This is a genomic window from Victivallis lenta, from assembly GCF_009695545.1.
GTDB classification, from domain to species: Bacteria; Verrucomicrobiota; Lentisphaeria; order Victivallales; family Victivallaceae; genus Victivallis; species Victivallis lenta.
On record NZ_VUNS01000023.1, the window covers coordinates 13348 to 33269 of the forward strand.

14 protein-coding genes and 1 tRNA gene are annotated in these 19922 nt (G+C 46.0%); 8 read left to right on the forward strand and 7 right to left on the reverse strand.

Going from position 1 to position 19922, the window contains the following annotated elements; translation table 11 throughout:
• The first annotated feature begins 74 nt into the window (after window positions 1-74).
• Genes FYJ85_RS17125 through FYJ85_RS17145 form a run of 5 tightly spaced genes read left to right on the forward strand, consistent with a single transcriptional unit; the run spans window position 75 to window position 9795 of the window.
• The gene (locus FYJ85_RS17125; RefSeq protein WP_154419726.1) at window positions 75-2162 is read left to right on the forward strand and encodes a type I restriction-modification system subunit M; all 2088 of its coding nucleotides are present in this window, start codon (window positions 75-77) and stop codon (window positions 2160-2162) included.
• Window position 2163: 1 nt separating this feature from the next.
• On the forward strand, window positions 2164-3618 hold the full coding sequence (locus FYJ85_RS17130) for a KAP family P-loop NTPase fold protein (RefSeq protein WP_154419728.1): 1455 nt from the start codon (window positions 2164-2166) through the stop codon (window positions 3616-3618).
• Window positions 3618-4955 carry a restriction endonuclease subunit S gene (locus FYJ85_RS17135; protein WP_154419730.1) on the forward strand — a complete coding sequence of 446 codons (1338 nt, stop codon included), beginning with the start codon at window positions 3618-3620 and terminating at the stop codon, window positions 4953-4955. The genes FYJ85_RS17130 and FYJ85_RS17135 overlap by 1 nt, the downstream gene beginning before the upstream one ends.
• Window positions 4948-6711 (forward strand): DNA replication/repair protein RecF, encoded by a 1764-nt coding sequence (locus tag FYJ85_RS17140; protein WP_154419732.1) that lies wholly within the window; start codon window positions 4948-4950, stop codon window positions 6709-6711. The genes FYJ85_RS17135 and FYJ85_RS17140 overlap by 8 nt, the downstream gene beginning before the upstream one ends.
• A 3-nt stretch (window positions 6712-6714) precedes the next feature.
• A complete protein-coding gene (locus FYJ85_RS17145) occupies window positions 6715-9795 on the forward strand; it encodes a type I restriction endonuclease subunit R (protein ID WP_154419734.1) in 3081 nt (1026 codons plus the stop codon).
• A gap of 140 nt (window positions 9796-9935) precedes the next feature.
• On the opposite strand, the gene FYJ85_RS17150 is transcribed toward FYJ85_RS17145, so the two are convergent.
• From FYJ85_RS17150 to FYJ85_RS17170, 5 genes are all read right to left on the reverse strand, one after another.
• Window positions 9936-10640, reverse strand: a complete 705-nt coding sequence (locus tag FYJ85_RS17150; protein WP_154419736.1) for a hypothetical protein — start codon at window positions 10638-10640, stop codon at window positions 9936-9938.
• 117 nt (window positions 10641-10757) lie between these two features.
• A complete protein-coding gene (locus tag FYJ85_RS17155) occupies window positions 10758-12173 on the reverse strand; it encodes a DNA primase family protein (RefSeq protein WP_154419738.1) in 1416 nt (471 codons plus the stop codon).
• Entirely contained in the window at window positions 12170-14056 is a 1887-nt protein-coding gene (locus tag FYJ85_RS17160; protein WP_154419739.1) for a hypothetical protein, read from the reverse strand. Before FYJ85_RS17160 ends, FYJ85_RS17155 begins: the two co-directional genes overlap by 4 nt.
• Window positions 14043-14390 carry a helix-turn-helix transcriptional regulator gene (locus FYJ85_RS17165; RefSeq protein ID WP_154419740.1) on the reverse strand — a complete coding sequence of 116 codons (348 nt, stop codon included), beginning with the start codon at window positions 14388-14390 and terminating at the stop codon, window positions 14043-14045. Before FYJ85_RS17165 ends, FYJ85_RS17160 begins: the two co-directional genes overlap by 14 nt.
• Before the next feature lie 188 nt (window positions 14391-14578).
• Complete coding sequence (locus tag FYJ85_RS17170) at window positions 14579-15616, reverse strand: hypothetical protein (RefSeq protein ID WP_154419742.1); 1038 nt, start codon at window positions 15614-15616, stop codon at window positions 14579-14581.
• Window positions 15617-15942: 326 nt separating this feature from the next.
• On the opposite strand from FYJ85_RS17170, the gene FYJ85_RS17175 reads away from it, so the two are divergent.
• Window positions 15943-16923: a Fic family protein gene (locus FYJ85_RS17175; protein ID WP_154419744.1), complete on the forward strand. Its 981-nt coding sequence runs from the start codon at window positions 15943-15945 to the stop codon at window positions 16921-16923.
• Between the two features lie 52 nt (window positions 16924-16975).
• A complete protein-coding gene (gene fic, locus FYJ85_RS24475; protein WP_154419746.1) occupies window positions 16976-17866 on the forward strand; it encodes a protein adenylyltransferase Fic in 891 nt (296 codons plus the stop codon).
• A gap of 53 nt (window positions 17867-17919) precedes the next feature.
• Here fic and FYJ85_RS17185 read toward each other — a convergent pair whose 3' ends face one another.
• Entirely contained in the window at window positions 17920-19272 is a 1353-nt protein-coding gene (locus FYJ85_RS17185) for a tyrosine-type recombinase/integrase (protein WP_154419748.1), read from the reverse strand.
• A 94-nt stretch (window positions 19273-19366) separates the two neighbouring features.
• Between FYJ85_RS17185 and FYJ85_RS17190 the strand changes: the two genes are divergently transcribed.
• A tRNA-Arg gene (locus FYJ85_RS17190) sits at window positions 19367-19439 on the forward strand.
• Between the two features lie 248 nt (window positions 19440-19687).
• Here the strand turns inward: FYJ85_RS17190 and FYJ85_RS17195 are convergent.
• On the reverse strand, window positions 19688-19888 hold the full coding sequence (locus tag FYJ85_RS17195) for a hypothetical protein (RefSeq protein ID WP_154419750.1): 201 nt from the start codon (window positions 19886-19888) through the stop codon (window positions 19688-19690).
• Window positions 19889-19922: the final 34 nt, after the last annotated feature.

Consider the following 19922-nt stretch of genomic DNA (forward strand, 5'->3'; position numbering starts at 1 on the left):
GGAGTACAAGATTTGCGTAGGACTCGTTGCTCTCCCTATCAATATGGAAATTAAGTAAGGGAATCATAAAGATCATGGCCAATTCACATAAAGAGATCGTCAATTTCATCTGGGGAATCTGCAATCTTCTGCGAGGTCCTTATAAGCGTAATGAATATCGCAAAGTAATTCTACCGCTGACTGTTCTGCGTCGCTTTGATTTGACGCTGGCGCCAACCAAAGCGAAAGTGCTCGAAGCTTTTCCGCAATTAAAAGGGAAATCGGAATCCATCATTATGGCCCAATTGAAAACGATCACCAATGTGCCGTTTTACAATCTGTCGCGCATGACGTTTCAATCCCTGCTGGATGATCCGAACAACCTTGCTCCGAACCTGAACAGCTACATCAATGCATTTTCGCCCAACATTCGGAATATTTTTGAGCGGTTTGAGTTTGGAACGCAAGTAAACAAAATGGCGGAAAAAAATCTGCTTTATCAAGTTTTGAAAAAATTTGCCTCCAATGAAATCGACTTGTCACCGCAAACAGTGAGCAATATGGAAATGGGGCGGGTGTTTGAGGAACTGATCCGGATTGGAGCGGAACAGGCCAATGAAGAGGCCGGAGAACACTTCACCCCGCGCGAAGTAATCCGCCTGATGGTAAATCTGCTTCTGGCACCGGAAGAAGATTTGCGGCGCAGTCATGTGGTAAAAACCATTTATGACCCGGCCTGCGGAACTGGAGGGATGCTTTCCACGGCGGAAGAGTATATCAAAAGCCTCAATAATGAGGCAATGCCGCAACTCTACGGGCAGGACTGGAATGATGACGCCTACGCAGTCTGTCTCTCGGACATGTTGATCAAGGGAGAAAACGGCGACAACATTAAACTGGGCTGTACCTTCGAGCATGACGGATTCCAAAATATGAAATTCGACTACATGCTTGCAAATCCGCCGTTTGGTGTAGAGTGGAAACAGCAGGAGCATTTCATCAAAAGCGAAGCCGAACATCTGGGCTTCGACGGACGTTTCGGAACGGGACTGCCGCGAATCAATGATGGAGCCTTGCTCTTTCTACAGCACATGATTTCCAAAATGGTTCCGGCGGAAAAGGGCGGAAGCCGACTGGGAATCGTCTTCAACGGTTCACCGCTCTTCACCGGAGATGCAGGGAGCGGGGAATCCAATATCCGACAGTGGATCATCGAGAACGACTGGCTGGAGGCGATTGTCGCCTTGCCTGATCAATTGTTTTACAACACTGGAATCTCAACTTACATCTGGATTTTGACCAATCGTAAAATCCCGCAGCGGCAAGGGAAAATCCAGTTGATTGATGCACGCAATTTCTGGAACAAAATGCCAAAAAGTCTGGGGAACAAACGTCATCTGCTCGGCGACGAGTTCAATGAGGAACGTAAAGAATACCCTCATATCCAGCAGATCACCCGGATTTACGGGGAGTTTCAGGACAATCAGACTTTCACCACCGAATGTGACGGCAAACCCTGGACGGGGATTGTATCGAAGATTTTCGACAATGAATATTTCGGTTATCGGAAGATTACGGTGGAACGCCCATTGCGATTGAATTTTGCGGCGCCCCCGGAGCGAATTGCCCGGCTTGAAGAAATTACAGCATTCCAGAAGCTGGCAAGCAGCACGAAAAAGAATCCGAAACAACATTCCGAGGAGATTGAGGCGGGGAAAAAACGGCAGGAGGAAATCCGAACTTTCCTGCGTGATCTGGGGAAAGCAACCGGGGAGACCATCTATCGTGACCGCAAAGAGTTTCTGACTCAGATGAAATCTCTGGACAAGGCTTCCGGAATCCGGTTGAGTGCTCCGGAACTGAAAGCGATTTTGAGTGCGCTTGGCGAACGAGATGAAACGGCGGAAATCTGCCGGGATGCAAAAGGGAATCCGGAGCCGGACGCAGAGCTGCGCGATACAGAAAATGTGCCGTTAACTCAGGACTATCACGATTATTTCGCGGCTGAGGTTCTGCCGCATGTACCGGATGCCTGGATCGATGAAAGCAAGACGAAGATCGGCTACGAAATCCCGTTGAATCGCCTGTTTTACCAATATACTCCCCCCCGTGACCTGACTGTCATTGAGGAAGAAATCAAAGAGCTGGAAGAAGAAATTTTGACGCTTCTGGAGGAGAAATAAAATGGAAAATCCTCAAATCAAATTAGCAGAAGAGGCGATCAATGAAGAGAATCCATGGAGTGATGACAAACTGAAACGCCAAGAGGCAGCAAAAGACCTGACTAATCTGTTGGAGAATCAGGAAGACGCATTAACCATCAGTTTAAATGGAGAATGGGGAAGTGGAAAAACTTTCATGCTGAAACGCTGGCAACAGCAACTCAAAAATGATGGTTATTTTGCTATTTATTTTAATGCCTGGGAAGATGATTTTCTCACAGATCCCTTTGTCGCAATTATTGGGCAGCTATGGAAAGAATTGCGTGCAAGTTCCTTGAAAGAGCTGTGTCAGACGGTAAAGGATGCAGCTATCCCATTTCTAAAACACGCCGGGGTCAACCTGCTCAACAATGCCTTTGAAAAACTGACGGGAACTAATTTGACAACAATAACGGAAAAAGAACTGAAAACGGCTTCAGAATCTGCTTTTGACGAATATGTTTCCTTAATCAGTTACCGAGAGGATCTCAAAAGGCGTTTGCAGGATTTGGCTGACTCTATTTTTACAGAAAGTGGAAGACCTTTAATTTTCATTATTGATGAATTGGATCGTTGCCGGCCGACATTTGCAATCGAAGTTTTAGAGCGAATAAAACATCTTTTTCATATCAAACATATTATTTTTGTACTGGGCATTGATCGTAAGCAACTTGGTAAATCAATCCAGGCCGTATATGGCGAAATTGATGTAGAGAATTATCTGCACCGATTTATCGATCTGGATTTCTCTATTCCTCTGAATGATCCTGAGATTTTTTTCAATGCCTTATGGGAACGATATAGTATTCCTCAACATTTAGCAGACAAAGCCAATTTTGAAAATCGGAACACTTTTGATATAGATGAAGGGGAATCATTTCGGTGGGCTTGTTACGCAATATTATCGTGGCATCATTTCTCTCTACGTGAAATTGAACAAATTTTAAAAATATATACTTTATTGTTACGATCTACAAAACCGCACCACTTTACTTGGCCACATTTTGCCCCGATTTTAATTTTCTTAAAATTGAAATATCCAGAATTATATCACCAATATATTGCAGGCAAATGCACCGTTTCTGAAATTGCCGATACCATAATTCCTGCAAATTGTCCACAAAAGGAGGATGATAGAATTTATGAGGTTTTAGTAGCTGTTGTTTACGCATCTTTTGTTTCTGATTATCCTCGCACGGAACAAGAAACAAGCATTCTAGAATTACTTGAACAAATAAAACAAAAAAAAACATTATCAACATCAGCTTATTGTGCTCAATGCCTTTTGAATAAAACAGAAAGCTTTTATATAAACTTTGTCGACATCTTTTCAAGACTACGGAATACTTTTCAACATAGTAGTGAATATAATTCAGAAACACTCCGACGGTTAGCAAATAAAATTGATCTTATTAAAAGTGGGAGCAGTGATTTCTGATGAGAAAATATTCCAGATACGAAAAATATAAACTCTCCAATATCGACTGGCTCGGAGAGATTCCAGAGCATTGGAATGATTGCGGTCTTACTCATCGAATGGAATCTATTGTTGACTATAGAGGGAAAACTCCTGAAAAGGTAGATAGCGGCATATTTCTAATCACAGCAAAAAACATCAAAGATGGATATATTGACTACGATGCGTCGCAAGAATTTGTAAGAGAGGAAGATTATTTTGAAATTATGCAACGAGGGCTTCCCTGTATCGGGGATATTCTTATGACAACAGAAGCCCCCTTGGGCAATATTGCTCAGGTTGACAATACCAATGTTGCGTTAGCACAGCGCATTATCAAATTTTCTGCCCGTAAAGATAGTTTTCAAAATCATTTTCTTTATTATCAACTACGTTCGTCATTCTTTAAATCGCAACTCGAAAAATTTGCGACAGGATCAACTGCGTTAGGAATAAAAGCTGAACGCTTCTGCTATCTCAAATTATTATATCCGCCTCTTCTTGAGCAACAAAAGATTGCTGACTTTCTGGATCGGGAAACCGCTAAGATTGATTCTTTGATTCAGAAGCGGAATGATTTGATCAAGTTGTTGCAGGAAAAACGTTCCGCCGTGATTTCCCATGCCGTCACCAGGGGGATTGATCCTACGGTCAGACTCAAGCCCTCCAATATCGACTGGCTCGGAGAGATTCCAGAACACTGGGAGGCCATACCATTAAAATATTTATTATACGAAAAGTTAAAATACGGGGCAAATGAATTAGCCATTGATGAGGATGAAACTCAACCTCGATTTGTAAGAATAACCGATATTTCCGATGATGGGACATTGCGTCCAGATACTTTCAAATCAATAGACATCCAAATAGCAAAAGAATATTTATTGGCAGAAAATGATTTGCTTTTTGCCCGGAGTGGAGCCACTGTGGGAAAAACATTCCTTTACCAGAAATCCTGGGGAGTTACTGCTTTTGCCGGGTATTTAATAAGAGCGCGTTTTTCTCTTCATAAGGCAAATTCAAAATTTATTTTCTTTTGTACAAGAAGTAGCTTTTATTGGCAATGGATCAAGGCTGCAACAATTCAAGCAACAATTCAAAATGTCAGTGCTGAAAAATATGCGAGTTTTTGTTTTCCATTACCACCTCTTCTGGAGCAGCAGAAGATTGTCGACTTTCTGGCTCGGGAAACCGCTAAGATTGATTCTTTGATTGAAAAAGAGAAGCAAATCATTGAGAAAATGAAAGAATATCGCACCGCCCTGATCAGCGCCGCTGTCACCGGAAAAGTTGATGTGAGAGGAGAAGAAAATGCCTAACTGTATATCACGAATCAGGATTAAAAACGTTAAGGGGTTTTCAGATCAAACTTTTAATACTGAAATTATTGCTAACAAATTGCATATTTTTGTTGCGCCAAACGGGTTTGGGAAAACTTCGTTTGCAACCGCGTTCAATTCGTTGAACCGAAACAGAATCGACCTAGATGAAAAAAAAACTCATAGATGCAACATCAGCAAGAAACCAGAAATAGAATTGGATTATAATGCTGATTCAGAAGTAACTACCTATAAGGCGACAGAAAAATCAAATACTATTTCTGGAATTTTTGACATTTTTGTAATCAAAAGTCGTTTGGAATCTCATGCACAAAGACAGAATCATGGTCGCTATTCCACTGCGATTGCTTCAATGCGAATAAAACCAATTACACTGATTAACACAATTCCCCCTCTGCGTAGTTTTACTTACTCCATAAGAACAATTCGCAATGTTTTTGGCGCTAATGCCAATAAGCTTATCTTAAACATATCTCCTATTTTAAACAACAAAGAAGTGATATGTTATTTAGATTCTGTAATCAACTGGCATGAGTTATCTTTGAAAAGAACATTAATAATATTTGATGATATTCTTAATCAATCACGAGAGATAAATGGCAGTAAAGATTACATTGTTGAAAAACTACAAACAACTTGTTTACCTAATATAGAAAGCAATCTAACCATAAAAAATGCTATTGATCATATCGTGACCTCTTGTAATATTACTTCTCGAATGGAAGCTTTTTTTGTCCTATGGCAGTTGAACTATTTAAAGCTACATGACTCTAATTTTTCTTCTGTATTGAAATATTATGAATTTTGTATTTTAAAAGAACAATACACCAAAACAATACAAGATTTCAATTCGTCATGGAACAACATTGAACCTAAGAAACTCGGACAATCATTAGTCGTTAGTTTTCCAGAAGCAGATTACATGTCAAATGGTCAAAGAGATCTCTTATCTTTTGTACTATTGCTAAAAAAAGCAGAGCAGCATTTCAAAAAAGAAAAATGTATCTTGATAATCGATGAAATTTTTGATTATTTAGATGATGCAAATCTTGTTGCTTTTCAATACTATATTTCAAAATTTATTCAAGATTTCAAGTCGCAAAAGCGTGAGTTATATCCAATTCTCATGACACATCTTGATCCAATGCTATTTGCTCATTTCCGGCTTAATGGTTATAAAACTCATTACCTAGATGATAGAAAATTTTCTGATAGCCTTCATCTTTTAAAGCTTATAAAAGAACGAAGCAACGACAAAATTAAAGATTTTGTAGACCATTACTTATTTCATTACGATCCTGAACCTGCAGAAAGATCTACAGAATTTTTGTCACTAGGAATCAAAAAAAATTTCTCTGATACAGCAACGTTTCATCCATTGATCATTAAAGAAGTAAAACAATATCTGAATGGTCAACCTGCAGACCCATTTGCTGTTTGTATTGCGACAAGAGTTCGAATTGAAAAAAATGCATGTGATCAATTATCTACCCCTGAACTAAAAAGAGAATTTATCACCACTCATGAGACTATCAAGAAATTAGAGTTTTGCCTCAAAAAAGGAGTAGAAATTCCGGAAATATATTTCCTACTTAGCATTATTTATAACTCAACACTGCATGCTACTGATAAGAATGCGGAAACAATAGCAAAGCAACTTTTACGAAATTTAACTAATATAACTATAAAAAATATGATTGCCTCGCTTTTTCCTGAATTTAAGGAGGAAAGATAAATTATGCTGCATACCTCTGAAAAGGCTTTTGAGAATTATATTCAGGAAGCTATGGCTGCCGGGGGATGGAGCGTTGGCGACAAGACGCTTTGGGATAAAGAAGCCGCGATCTTTCCGGAATATGTCCTCCGTTTCATAAAGGGGACTCAGCCTCAGCTCTGGACACAGATGGAACAGCTCCACGGGGTGGAGCTGCCCGGTCTCCTCATCAAAACTCTGCTCAAAGAGCGGATCAACAAGGGGACCATGCACATCATCCGGCACGGATTCAAATTTTACGGGAAAACATTCAAACTTGCTTATTTCAAACCCGCACACGGAATGAATCCGGAAGCTCTGGCACTTTACGATCAGAATCAATTTCATGTCACCCGGCAAATTCCCTGCCACCCCAATGACAACAGCACCATCGATATGCTGCTCTCTCTGAACGGTATCCCCCTGATGACGCTGGAACTCAAAAATCCCGCGACCGGCCAAACCTGGCGCGATGCCGTCAACCAATATCAGACCGACCGAAACCCGCATGCTCCTCTGTTCCTCTTCCAGAAAGGCGCTGTCGTACATTTTGCCGTCGACCCCGAAGAGGTCTACATGACCACCAAGCTCAATGGAGCAAAAACATTTTTCCTGCCGTTCAATCGCGGCAGCAATCCCGGCGATATCGACTGCGGCGCCGGCAATCCAGCCAATCCCGACGGATACCGGACCGCCTATTTGTGGGAGGAGGTTCTGAACCGTGACAGCTTCATGGATCTCATCAACCACTTCATCTTCCTTGAGACCAAGAAAGAGATTCAATACGACGATGCCGGAATCCGGCGGGAAGTCACCAAGGAGACGATGATCTTTCCCCGTTATCATCAGCTGCTTTGCATCCGGGATTTAACCCGTCTGGCCGCACAGGAGGGCGCAGGGCATAACTATCTCATTCAACACTCCGCCGGGTCCGGGAAAACCAATTCCATTTCATGGCTTTCGCATCGGCTGGCTTCTCTTCACAACCAGGAGGATCAGAAAATCTTCGACTGTGTGGTCGTTATCACTGATCGCCGGGTTCTGGATAAACAGCTCCAAGATGCGATTTACCAGATCGAACATGCCGCAGGAGTCGTCGTTCCCGTCGATGAGAATACGACTCAGCTCGCCAATGCCCTGATCGACGGAACCAAAATTGTCATTACTACTCTGCAGAAATTCCCCTTTGTCCTGCAGTCTCTTCTGCGGATCGCGGGTGCGGAAAACGTGGATGCCCCCTCTGCCGAGGCCCTCACCCAAGCACGGAAATTTGCCAGCACCATCAGCACTCGGCGATATGCGGTGATCGTTGATGAGGCGCATTCCAGTCAGTCCGGAGAATCCGCCCGAGAACTCAAGCAGATCCTCGGAGCCGCTCCGATTGAAGAAGAGGAAGACTGGCAGGACAACCTTTGCCGAATCATGGAGTCACGCAAACAACAGCAGAATGTCAGCTTCTTCGCATTTACCGCTACGCCCAAAGGAAAAACCCTCGAAATCTTCGGACGTAAAAATGCCTCGGGGAAACCGGAGCCCACCTGCTTCTATTCCATGAAACAGGCCATCGAAGAACATTTCATTCTTGATGTTCTCCAGAACTATGTCACTTATAAAACCTATTTCGGGTTGGTGAAGAAAATCGAAGACGATCCCACAATGCCCAAGAAAAAGGCAACGAAAAAACTGGGCAAGTTTCTAAATATCATGCCTTACAATATCGAGCAGAAAATCGAGATCATCATCGAACATTTCCGCGCCCATATCAAACCCCTTCTGGGGGGGCGCGCCAAAGCAATGGTGGTAACTTCATCTCGTTTGCAGGCAGTTCGTTACATGAAGGCTTTTCAGCGTTATATTGCAGAAAACCACTATACAGATGTTCGCCCGCTTGTTGCCTTCAGCGGCAAAGTCAAAGACGATGACATTGAATATACTGAACCGGGAATGAATATCGATCTGGTCACCGGAAAATCCATTTCCGAAGCTCAACTTCCGGACAAATTCAGCACGCCGGATTATCAGGTTTTGCTGGTTGCAAATAAATATCAAACCGGATTTGACCAGCCTTTGCTCTGTGCAATGTATGTGGATAAACATCTGGATGGAGTTCAGGCTGTCCAAACCCTTTCCCGGTTAAATCGGATTGCCCCCGGCAAAGAGAGTGTTTTTGTCATGGATTTTGCCAATGAAGCGGAAAATATCCTGAAGGCCTTCAGTCCGTTTTATCGCGTAACTCAACTTGACGAAGTATCCGACCCGACGCATCTGGAATTGCTCAAGCATGAGCTGAATGCGACCCAGATCTATCTATGGTCGGAAGTGGAGAATTTCTGCCGTATTTTCTATAAGCCACTGGCAAAACAGAGTTCCACAGACCATGCCCAGATGGAACATTTTGTACAGCCGGCAACGGATCGCTTCAAGAATGCCGACAAGGAGTTGCAGGAAGAATTTTACAGCAAACTCGGGGCCTATATTTCTCTCTACTCTTTTCTCAGTCAGATTATGCCATACTCCGATGAAGAGCTGGAGATGCTTTACGCTTATGCGCGCTATCTCAAAACTCATATCCACCCCGACACCGGAATAGTTGAGCCTCACCCGGAAAAAGGAGTCGAATTGGAATATTATCGCCTGAGCAAAACCATGGAAGGCAGCATTAATCTTGCCAGTAGCGAAACGGTGCCGGTAAAGAGCCCGACGGCGGTGGGAACAGGCAGTCAGGAAGATGAAGAGAAACCTCTTTCCGAAATCATCAAGGTTCTGAACGATAAACTGGGAACCGACTTTACCGATGAGGATCGGTTGTTTTTTGAACAGATTCAGGAAAAAGCCATCCATGACGAACGAATCATTCAAATCCAGAAGGCTAACCCGCTGGATAAATTTGCACTGGGGATCAAAGAAATCATCGAATCCCTGATGATACAGCGAATGTCGGAAAACGATGCGATTGTTTCCCGCTACATGGATGACAAGGATTTTCAGAAAACAATATTCCCAATTCTCGCAAAAAATATTTTCAACAATATTCAGACTATGAATAGCGAAAGGAGTAACCTGTAATAGGCTAAACCCCTTATTCCTCTCTTATGAGTATCAGATAAATTCTCCCATGAACAGTATAAGAACACCCTCTACCGGATCGTGGCCGGTGGAGGGCTTGTTGTTTCTTTGCGGGAAAGTGTCGCCCGTGGGCGACGTTTTTACCAGAGTTTTTCCAATTCCTGTTCCTGGCGGCGGAGAATTTCGATTCTCAGCTGCTCTTTTTCCTCTGGAACAAAGGCGATTCCGAGAGGTTTCAGCTCCTTTACCGCAGTAATCAGGGCCTGTCTTGATTTCGTGCTTTCTATCAGCTCGGACACCGTTGTGCGTGTGTCGAGCTTTCGTTTCAGCACATAGCTGAAAAAACTTTCTTCATCGCATGGGCCGAATTTTTCGATCAGCTCATCATCGAGAATCCGTTTACGATATTCATCAACTTGCTTTTCAAGCTGTCTGCGGTTCGGGATCCCGCCGTTTGCGGCCTCCCGAGCATTGTTCCAAATTTTTACGACTGCTTCCGGAGGCAGCGAGGCAAGTGGGCGAATCAATCGCTCCGGAATCAGCGTTCGGGAATCCTCCGGCAAAAGACTCCGCACCCGGTAACAGGTAATCAAACGATAACCATAGGAGCGATCGATGTGAAACATCTCCTCGCAGTAACACTGGAACGATTTATACCCGCGCAGCAGATAGAGCTTCTCCTTTCTGATCCGTTCAAGCAGCATGCCGATTTCAAAACAGTGCCCGACTCCGGTTCTGATCCGATCTTCGAGGTTGACCAGCTCGTCCAACTCCTGCTCCTCAGGAGTCTCGATTACAGCCACCGCTGAGTTTTGACTTTCATTTTGTTCCTCTTTCACCATCATCCTCTTCTCACTCTTCCTTTTTGCTTCTAGCATAACAGCCCGGACCAGACTACGAAAAACGCATTCGTGAATCCGGGCTCCATGAAACCAGGCGGAAAAGACGCTTCTTCTTCACCCTTACGCATGATTTTTTTTCACGAACCGGCACCCGATATATCCTCGAACCGCGCGCCCCTCATAACTGATATTTTTACTCTGCATAATGCCGTAAAGTTCAAACATCATCTCCTTGATCCGGCTCTGGATTTTTCGTTCGCTGGCAAGCGGCCATTTGCAACTTTGGGAAAAATCCCGGAATTTCCGGACCATCAGCTCGACCGTCAAATTGCTGTCCGGGTCAAGTTCGACATAATTGCTGATGAAATAACTGACCGGATCGGAACTCATGAGCAGAGACTCCGCTTTTTTCATCTGCTCTTCGCTCCGTTGAATCTGTCTATTCTGACTCAGCAGTTCTGCGGCCCCGGCCAACGCGAAATTGAGAATGCCGCTCCCCTCCGTTGCCATGAGAACTTTATCGAACTGGTCAATTCTTTTCTCTGTCGGCAACGGCGGGCGTTCATAATTGATCACCAGCAATCGGCGTCTCCAGGCCCCCTCGTCCGACTCAAAGCGCAGCAGCAACCGGGAATTGCTGACGATGATGACGTTGAATTCCCCAATAACGACCTCTATCGAATTCTCTCCCTTGAATTCCGCAGTCAACGTGTCGTTTCCGGTGAGCGATTTCAACTTCTGCGCCCCGGCTCTCTGCAGGAAGTCCGACGGGACATCCCTACCGATCAGGAGTTTTTTGCCGAGGTAGCGACCGACTTCAAATCGCCCGGTCAGACAGTTGGTCCGCAACTCCACGCTGTTATCGCGACCGATCAACTGTTCAATCACGTTGACCAGAGTCCCCTTCCCTCCCCCCGGAGTTCCCGAGAGAATTAGAAACGTCTGGGAGATATTCCGCCCCAGCAGACACTGCCCCATGTATTGCTTCAGGGTTTGAACGTCATCCTCCGTCATCGCCGTCAGCAGCAATTCGTTGAGGAATCGATCATACCGGGCCCCGGGATCGAACGATACCGGCAGCTGATTCCGGCTGAAGTAATCCGGGGAAAATGGCAGCAACTGCCACTCCCCGTTCTGAAACTCCAATACGCCATTCTGAACATGGATGAATGGGCAAGAAGGAGGAACCATTTCACGGTTTACCGGTTGTCCTTTCCACTGCGTGAGCACATCCCGCAGAAATGATGTTGTCACCTTTTCCGCAAACTGTTCATGACGACGGATGATGGCTCGCAACATCTGGTTCATCAATGCCGGTTCTCCGATCTTTCGCCACAAACCACTTCGACCGTCATATTGCCAGAAACAACCTTCCTGGAAAATGACATTTGTAGTCCGGGCAAACCTGGCGGCCCAGTAATGTTCATTCAGTCTTTTGAGTTGCCCCGTTTTCTCATTGTAGAAGGCTGGCGCTCCATATGTTTTCCGCAACAAACGCAACGATCTGACGTCAACATGTTTTTTCTCGGTGTTCATAATTCCGCCTGCATAAATCGATTTCGTTTGAACGACAAATCATCCCCCTGATCAACGGTTCGTGAATGTCCATGAAACAGCGCCCGCTCTTCCGGAGTGGCCGGTTTGCTCCCTCCGAGAAAGCCTTTCACCAATGTCACCATAGAGCATCGGACTTCCCCGGTTTCGTCTTGTTCTTCCAGCATAACTTTCAACCGATTATTTTTTCTGGCGGAAAGCAACCTGCAACAGCGATCAGCCGACGACTCGAACTCCGTCCCCGCCTTTTTCTCCTCAGATCCGAGACGTGATTCGACCAGCAGCGACAGGTTTTCCCGACGACAATACCACATCAACGGAGCCAGAATATTTTTCCCAATTTTAGAGGAAGGCACCGCGAGCAGGATGAGTGAAGCCCTTACCCGCTCGACCGCCCGTCGAACGTGTGCTTGCAACTCATCCCCGTTCCAATTGCACGGCAAAGAGCAGACGGTCGTTGTATCGTCAGCATCAAGCAACTGTGCAAAGTTCATCGCATCTTCCTGCGTGCAGAATACCACAAGCTTCGGCAAGCGGGCCGGAATGGCGTGCCCGAGGAACCGTTTACATTTTTGCCGCCTGATCTTCAGGAGCGTTTTACTCACAATCCAGGCAGGGACGGCCGGAGACTCTTCTATGACGGTCACCTCGCCGCGCTGAATCAGATCGCAAATGATGGCGGCATGTTCGCGGCGCGTGGACATCGCAGCAGGATCGACAAATCCGCAATTTCGAAGACTCAGGCTGTCAGGGATGGGAATACTGCCGATTTGAGCCTGCTTTATCAGGTCGTCCAATGGAATTATTTGATTATTAATATCATCTGAAGATGATGCAAGACTTATATTTCCAGAACAGTTAAGAATTTGCGCCCTTTTTCCTATTTTATTAATCACGTCAAGAAAGTTTATCACATTCTGATAATCAGCATAAGAGAACATCGACATTGCCCAGTAAAGTTTCCGTCCTTTCAGGATGGCCAGCGATTCTTCGGAATTTTCCCGTACATCGCCAAAGCACCCCAAAACAATGGAATCTTGGCGGAAATAATGATTGAGATATAAATCTGGATCTTCTGTGATGACTACAGGCAAGTCTGGACATTGCGCCAAACACTCCTGATTGAAAAACATCCCTCCAGACGGCCGTTTGAACAAAAGGATGGGTTGACCTCCTTTGGTAAAGGTCTCAATCAGCATCACAATCCGATTCCATCCATCCGGCCTCCATGCCAAGGCACAATGGGAAATAGAACCATCAGTTTTCCGTAACAAAATTTTTTCTCCGGGAAGTAGAAGTTGAGGGTAGATTTCCAAAGGCCAGGTTTCTTTCACGCAAGTATTGCCCTCTCCGCAACGTTCAAACCCAATTTCCTCCAATCGATTGTAAAAATAAAGTCCCATTTGGATTTCAATATCTGACACCCGACATTCAGGTTCAACACTGAATCCGGCCAAAGAACAGCAAATTCTAAGCCGGGGAAACAGTGAGGCAGGAAATGCACCGCAAGTTTTTTTCTCGGAATTAAATTCAATTGCACCTGTGTTAAGTCGGATTACAGAAGGATTCCACGCTGAAAATCCATTGATGTAGGTTACAGGATCAGCATTTACAGGATGCAAAGCAGCCGACGGGAAGACGGGAAGACATTTCTGTGGCCAAACATCATAAATTTCATTCTGCCTGTCGACGGATATAGCTCCTCTGCTCGCCCCTGGTCTAATATTGCTTATAACGTAAGCAATTGTTTCCCGGCCCCAATTCTGCGCACAAAAAAGCTCTACGTCAGAAAGTTTGGTTAGGATATCTGCCAATTTGATACATTTTTCTGTATCACGCAACCAAGGTGCTTCAATGGCTCTCATATCCAGTCCTCCCATCGTTTCCGCGGCAGCAGTCCATCCACGCTTCAAATGACGCGACGGCAATTCTGACGGCCCCCGGCTTGGACGGGGAGAGCTTCACGGCAATGAGGCTCTTGTCTTTGATGCGACGTACGATTGTTGCCCGGCTGCATTTGGCCAGTCGCGCGGCTTCCCGGATCGAAAGGAATTTTTCCTCGGGTGCGCAGATGTGATTCGACGGGGCTCCGGCTGTTGCCAGAACCTGCTCAATGTCGATGCCGTTGTCGGCAAGTTCCTGACGGATGTATTCCCGCGTATGTCGCGGAATCCCCTGCCAGATGTGCATGCTATTCATTATATCCTCCTTTATTCGCGGACTGCCGGAGCCGACCACCGTGGTCGGATCCGACTTGGCCGCGTTTCTATAAGAGAATATAATGCGAAAAATTCAGCGCGTTGAAAAATCGGAAACAGGGGGATACCCCCTTAATTTTTTTTTCCATTTTTGCATTCATGAATGCGTAATTATGTAAGTTTCGTATCCTAATTTTCCTTGTTTTTTCGATCCTGTTCTGTTTTTTTTCGTTTCCCGGCATAGCCTTGCTCAGCAGATAACCATTCCGAATACATTAGTAATCCGTGATGTATTCCAGCTAAAACATCCACGACATTAAGTTCTTTGTTTTTCAATAACTCAGCAGTTTCCTTGTCAAAATTTTTTTCAAAATGGGGACTATCCAAAAAATTTCCAATATAGGCAGCTTTCAGCAAATTAAAAGCAGCCCCCTTCTCAAGATAATCCTCACCATCCCCGTCAGAAGAAAGAATATGGTAGATATCTGAATTTTTCCAACTTTCTTTAAATGCCCGTTTGGTATCCGGGTCATGCATCCATTCTTTATGCAAGCACTCATACTCGTAAAACAGGTTATCTTTAATCGGATTCAATAAATTATTAACAATATTCAAAACCTTAGGGAAATTAGTATATACCTGCTTAACATTGTTTTGCTGAGCAGATGGGACGATCTGTTCAAGGCACTCAAAACAAGCAAAAAGAGGGTATGTATATGGAATCTTCGCGAACTTGTCCAACAAATACTTGAACCAATACACCGCCATTACATTGTAGCGTGCAGTTTCCAGGGAAAAAGGTTTATCGCTATCACACGGCAACGTCTCACAGAGGAAACGGCAACACTTGGCCAAGGTGTATTTAAAATCTTTTTTTTCAGCGTCCTCTTCCAAAAGCTTCGGTAAACCCCGCCATTTTTCCCTATATTCACAAGGAATATCAGCGATCTTAAACCTTTTATTTTTTACGTCCAGCATAATTTCGAATACTTCGCAGAGAGCTTTCGGTGTCGTAGGCGTTGGTATGAAAGACTCGTCCTGTCCGAATTTCTTCAGACATGTTTTAATTCTTTTCTCAGAAATCTCCTGCTCGTAAAAAAACTCACAAATCGTTTTTATTTCTCTGAAATGAAAGCTCGCATTTCCGCCCAACGCCAATATGACTATTTCCTGCTCTTTTTCTAAAATCTTACAGAGTTTTTGAAATTCACGATCAAGATTCAGCATTTTTGACACCTCCATCATTTTGCCCGAAAGTTTTTAAGTCCCATCTTGCAAGATACAATAACAATCCTATATTTCAATATGTCAGCAAAAAAATAATTCTGGATTTCAAGAGACCATTGCTGCCCTCGATGAGTTTCAGGCAATAGAAGCTGCATCCGCTGAGCTTGACAATAGGGAATAAGATGTTATTTTACCGTTGGATGTGGTTCGTCACGGATTCGCGAGAAAACAATTTGGAGTGTCTGCCGGTTTCATCCGGCTCACAACAACGCAACGGCAATCCGCGATGAGATTAGAACAGATTTCAAAGGAAGAAAAATTTCATTATGGGTGAAAAACCACCATTTACCGTGTCGCCCAAAGCGATCTCGATGATTGCGGAGATCTCCGCGCTCACCGAGCGTTACGCCATCCATCTGGAGCGGCACGATTCCTTGAAACTGCGCAAGGCGAATCAGATCAAAACCATCCAGTCGTCGCTGGCGATCGAGGGGAATACACTTACCGAGAACCAGGTCACCGATATTCTGGACGGAAAAAGAGTCGTAGCTCCTCTCCGTGAAATTCAGGAGGTCAGAAACGCCATCGCCACTTACGATCTCTTCCCGAAGCTCGACCCGTTTTCCATCAACGACCTGCTCAAGGCACACGGCGTCATGATGTCCGCCCTGATTGACGATGCCGGACAGTTCCGTCATGGCGGGGTCGGCGTTTTCGCAGGAAAACAACCGATTCATATTGCCCCGCCCGCCGAACGGGTTCCGGAATTGATCGCCAACCTTTTCGACTGGCTGAAACATGCCGAAGATCACCTGCTGATCCGCAGCTGCGTGTTCCACTACGAGTTCGAATTCATTCATCCGTTTGCCGACGGCAACGGACGCATGGGCAGACTCTGGCAATCGCTGATTCTCGCCCGGCTGAATCCCGTTTTCCAGCATCTCCCGGTCGAAAGCATGGTTCATGACAATCAGCAGCGCTATTACGAGGCGATCAATGCCAGTACCGAAGCGAGTGACTCCGGAATCTTCATCGACTTCATGCTTCAGGAATTGCTTCAGGCACTCAAGCAACATCAACTTCTCCCTGGCGGAGTAGATGGCGGAGTAAATGGCGGAGTAACGCCGGAAGAGGTCTCGGAATTCATCCGGAGGAATCCGGGATTGCGGGCCAATGCCATTGCGGCGGCTCTCGCCATTCCGGTTCGTTCGCTGGAACGTCACTTGAAGCGTCTCCGGGAAGAGAATGTGATCGAATTCCGGGGAGCGCCCCGCAACGGCGGATATTTCCGGAAAGAAGAGCATTGATCGAAACGAAAGGGTCCGAACGATTCCATCACCCCCGGGGATTGAACAAGTCATGAGTAAAATTTCCATTCGCTTTTTTAATGACCGTGAAGTACGGGCCATCTGGGATGACGAACATTCCAAATGGTTCTTCTCCGTGCTGGATATCGTAGGTGTGCTCAACGATCAATCCGACTACGAGAAAAACCGCAACTACTGGAAATACCTGAAAGCCAAGCTCAAGAAAGAAGGAAATGAACTGGGTAGTGTCACTACCCTGTTGAAATTGACTGCTCCTGATGGTAAGAAACGCTACTCCTCTGTCCTCGATTATGAGGGGATTATTGCGCTTGCCAAAGTATTTCCGTCCAGCAGGGCGAACCGCTTTATCGAGTGGTTCACTTACAGCGACGAGACCATCGACGGCAAAAGCAAGCAGAAAGCGTATGCTCTGTTTGAAAGTTCTTTCATCGACAGCATCGAAGTCGGCACGGTAAAAGGATTGCAGCAAATCCACGCCTATCTCTTCGGCGGGCTCTACGATTTTGCTGGTCAAATCCGAACCGTGAACATCTCCAAAGGCGGTTTCACTTTCGCCCCGGCGATGTTTCTGGCGGAGTCATTGAAAAAGATCGAGTCCATGCCGAATGACACCTTCGAGGAGATCCTCGAAAAATACGTTGAAATGAACGTGGCCCATCCGTTCCGGGAGGGCAATGGCCGAGCCACCCGAATCTGGCTGGATCTGATGTTGAAAAAATATCGGAAACAATGTGTGGACTGGAGCAGGATCAACAAGCGAGATTACCTCCAGGCCATGACCCGCAGCGTCACCGACAGCACACCAATCAAAAAACTGGTTCGGAACGCATTGACCAATCAGATCAATGACCGGGAAATGTTCATGAAAGGCATCGATTACTCCTACTATTATGAAGAGCCTGACGGCACGGAACAAGCCTGAAGCCGCTGTGTGCTCTCCTCTCCTCTCCTCCCCTGCCTCGTCCCAATCGATTTCTACTCCACCGGCTTATCCGGCAGGGTGGAACGCACCTGCGCCAGAATCCTGCGGATTTCATCGAGCGGAAGCCGGGCAAGCAGTTCATTGAGTTCCTGCCGTTCCGGTTCCTCCGGCGGCGGGAGCTGTTGCGGAGCGGCATTCAGAAAGTCGGGAAGACGGGTGAGATATTTCTCCTTGGCTTCCCGGTCGGCGTGGGCCTGATAATGTTTGGTCATCTCCGGACTCATGTGTCCCAGCACCGACTGCACGATCGGCAGCGGAATACGATACTCTCCGGCCAGATAGGCGAAAGTGTGGCGGAGACTGTGAACGTCTTTCGAACTGACCGAACGGCTGCGCCCCTCCGCTTTCCTTGAAGTCTTAATTCCGAGACGCTCCAGAAACTGCTTGACCCGATATGTGACGCCGGTCGGATTCGAAGCATACATGACGGCGTGTTCCGGCAGAACGAATTCCGAGTTCTCAATCGGACGATGTTCCGCCAGGAAAGCTGCCAGCGGCGGCAGAATCGGAATGTCCAGAGCGGCCCCGGTCTTGCGCCGCTTCCGCACGATCCAGCCGTTGCGGATCTCCTCCCAGCGCAGATTGCAGATATCTCCCTCGCTGAGTCCGGTACAGATTCCGATGAGAAAGATCGGTTTGACGAAAGGGTCGTCATCGAGATGTGCTCCGATCAGCCGGAGCTCTTCGGGCGTGAACGCCTCCCGGCTCTCATACTGATTGTCGAGGAACTGGATGTCGAACGGATTTTCAATGATTCCCGCGTCGGCGGCAAGCCAGGCGAAGACCGCTTTCACGGTCTTGTGTCGCACATTGATCGTTGCGGGAGAGAGTCCCTGCGGAACGAATTCGACCGCTTTTCCGCTCGAACATTTCGTCTCTTCCATTCGCCGCCGCTGCGATTCCACATACTGAAAGGAGCCGGAAGTCCGTAGCAGTGCAATGTACTCCTCGGCATGAGAGCGGCGGACATCCCGGAGATTCACGACTTCCGGATGCGACTGGGCCATCCACGCTGTAAAATCCCCCCAGTAGGAGATCTTCTGCGCGAGCTGTTTTGCTCCCGGCATCCGTTTTTTCGGTTTCTTCAAATAGAGTTCAAGTGCATCGGCCAGAGGGACGGCACTTCCTCCGGTCAGCTGATCCGCGAAGTTGTCGATCAATGCCTTGACGCTCTTCTGCTCGCTGGCGGTTTTTGCGGTCTCCTTGATCTTCTTCTCATAAGCCAGGGCGGAACGTTCCGTGGTACATCCTTCGCAGACGCCGTAGAACCATTTCCCCCCCTGCATGAATTTATAGTGATACTCCCGGGTCTCGCCGTATTTGCTCTTACGCTTGAAAACCGACATCGCGCACCTCCTGACCGATGGTGCTACAATATACCGCAAACAGCAACATTTCAAACAGCAATTAGAACATTTTTAGAACATTTCCCCAAAATATCGCTATTTTAAGCTCAAAATAAAGCTGCCTTCTAAGCAGTTGGCCGTGGGTTCGATTCCCGCCCGGGCTACCATGCTGTCCTCTTCAAGTTGAGCTAGAATCAACTCGTGATCCATCCTTGCTGCATCCACCAAGAACAATCTGATTTTTATTGATCCTGTTACAGCAAATTCCTCATTTTTTCAAATTGTCATAAAAAGTTACTTGCATCACTATATCATGTACCTGACTCGGAAGGATCAACCTGCCGGATTGTCTCGACCCTTTACATAAAGGTTCCGCAGAAGCAAACAGAAAAATTTCGATAGCCCGTCTCATTGATCAGCTGACAAAAGACAGCTGCAATTGCCCTGCCGGAAGCATCCGATACGGAAAAGCAACCGCTCTTGAACGGTGTGCAAGGAAGAACGCGGTGGAATTCCAGAGGGGACAACCGTTGCAGCGGTTGTCGTTTTCCGGTGGCATGCTGCTGTTTTGTCCGACGGAAAAAATGATTCCTGACGCTTTATTTTCAAGATTCATTCCAGCGCTTCTCCGGAAACGGGCTTGCGCGGGC

Excerpts from the sequence above, each read along its gene's own strand:
- FYJ85_RS17125 (WP_154419726.1), top strand. The coding sequence starts at position 75 with ATGGCCAATTCACATAAAGAGATCGTCAATTTCATCTGGGGAATCTGC.
- FYJ85_RS17130 (WP_154419728.1), top strand. The coding sequence starts at position 2,164 with ATGGAAAATCCTCAAATCAAATTAGCAGAAGAGGCGATCAATGAAGAG.
- FYJ85_RS17135 (WP_154419730.1), top strand. The coding sequence starts at position 3,618 with ATGAGAAAATATTCCAGATACGAAAAATATAAACTCTCCAATATCGAC.
- FYJ85_RS17140 (WP_154419732.1), top strand. The coding sequence starts at position 4,948 with ATGCCTAACTGTATATCACGAATCAGGATTAAAAACGTTAAGGGGTTT.
- FYJ85_RS17145 (WP_154419734.1), top strand. The coding sequence starts at position 6,715 with ATGCTGCATACCTCTGAAAAGGCTTTTGAGAATTATATTCAGGAAGCT.
- FYJ85_RS17150 (WP_154419736.1), bottom strand. The coding sequence starts at position 10,640 with ATGATGGTGAAAGAGGAACAAAATGAAAGTCAAAACTCAGCGGTGGCT.
- FYJ85_RS17155 (WP_154419738.1), bottom strand. The coding sequence starts at position 12,173 with ATGAACACCGAGAAAAAACATGTTGACGTCAGATCGTTGCGTTTGTTG.
- FYJ85_RS17160 (WP_154419739.1), bottom strand. The coding sequence starts at position 14,056 with ATGAGAGCCATTGAAGCACCTTGGTTGCGTGATACAGAAAAATGTATC.
- FYJ85_RS17165 (WP_154419740.1), bottom strand. The coding sequence starts at position 14,390 with ATGAATAGCATGCACATCTGGCAGGGGATTCCGCGACATACGCGGGAA.
- FYJ85_RS17170 (WP_154419742.1), bottom strand. The coding sequence starts at position 15,616 with ATGCTGAATCTTGATCGTGAATTTCAAAAACTCTGTAAGATTTTAGAA.
- FYJ85_RS17175 (WP_154419744.1), top strand. The coding sequence starts at position 15,943 with ATGGGTGAAAAACCACCATTTACCGTGTCGCCCAAAGCGATCTCGATG.
- fic (WP_154419746.1), top strand. The coding sequence starts at position 16,976 with ATGAGTAAAATTTCCATTCGCTTTTTTAATGACCGTGAAGTACGGGCC.
- FYJ85_RS17185 (WP_154419748.1), bottom strand. The coding sequence starts at position 19,272 with ATGTCGGTTTTCAAGCGTAAGAGCAAATACGGCGAGACCCGGGAGTAT.
- FYJ85_RS17195 (WP_154419750.1), bottom strand. The coding sequence starts at position 19,888 with ATGAATCTTGAAAATAAAGCGTCAGGAATCATTTTTTCCGTCGGACAA.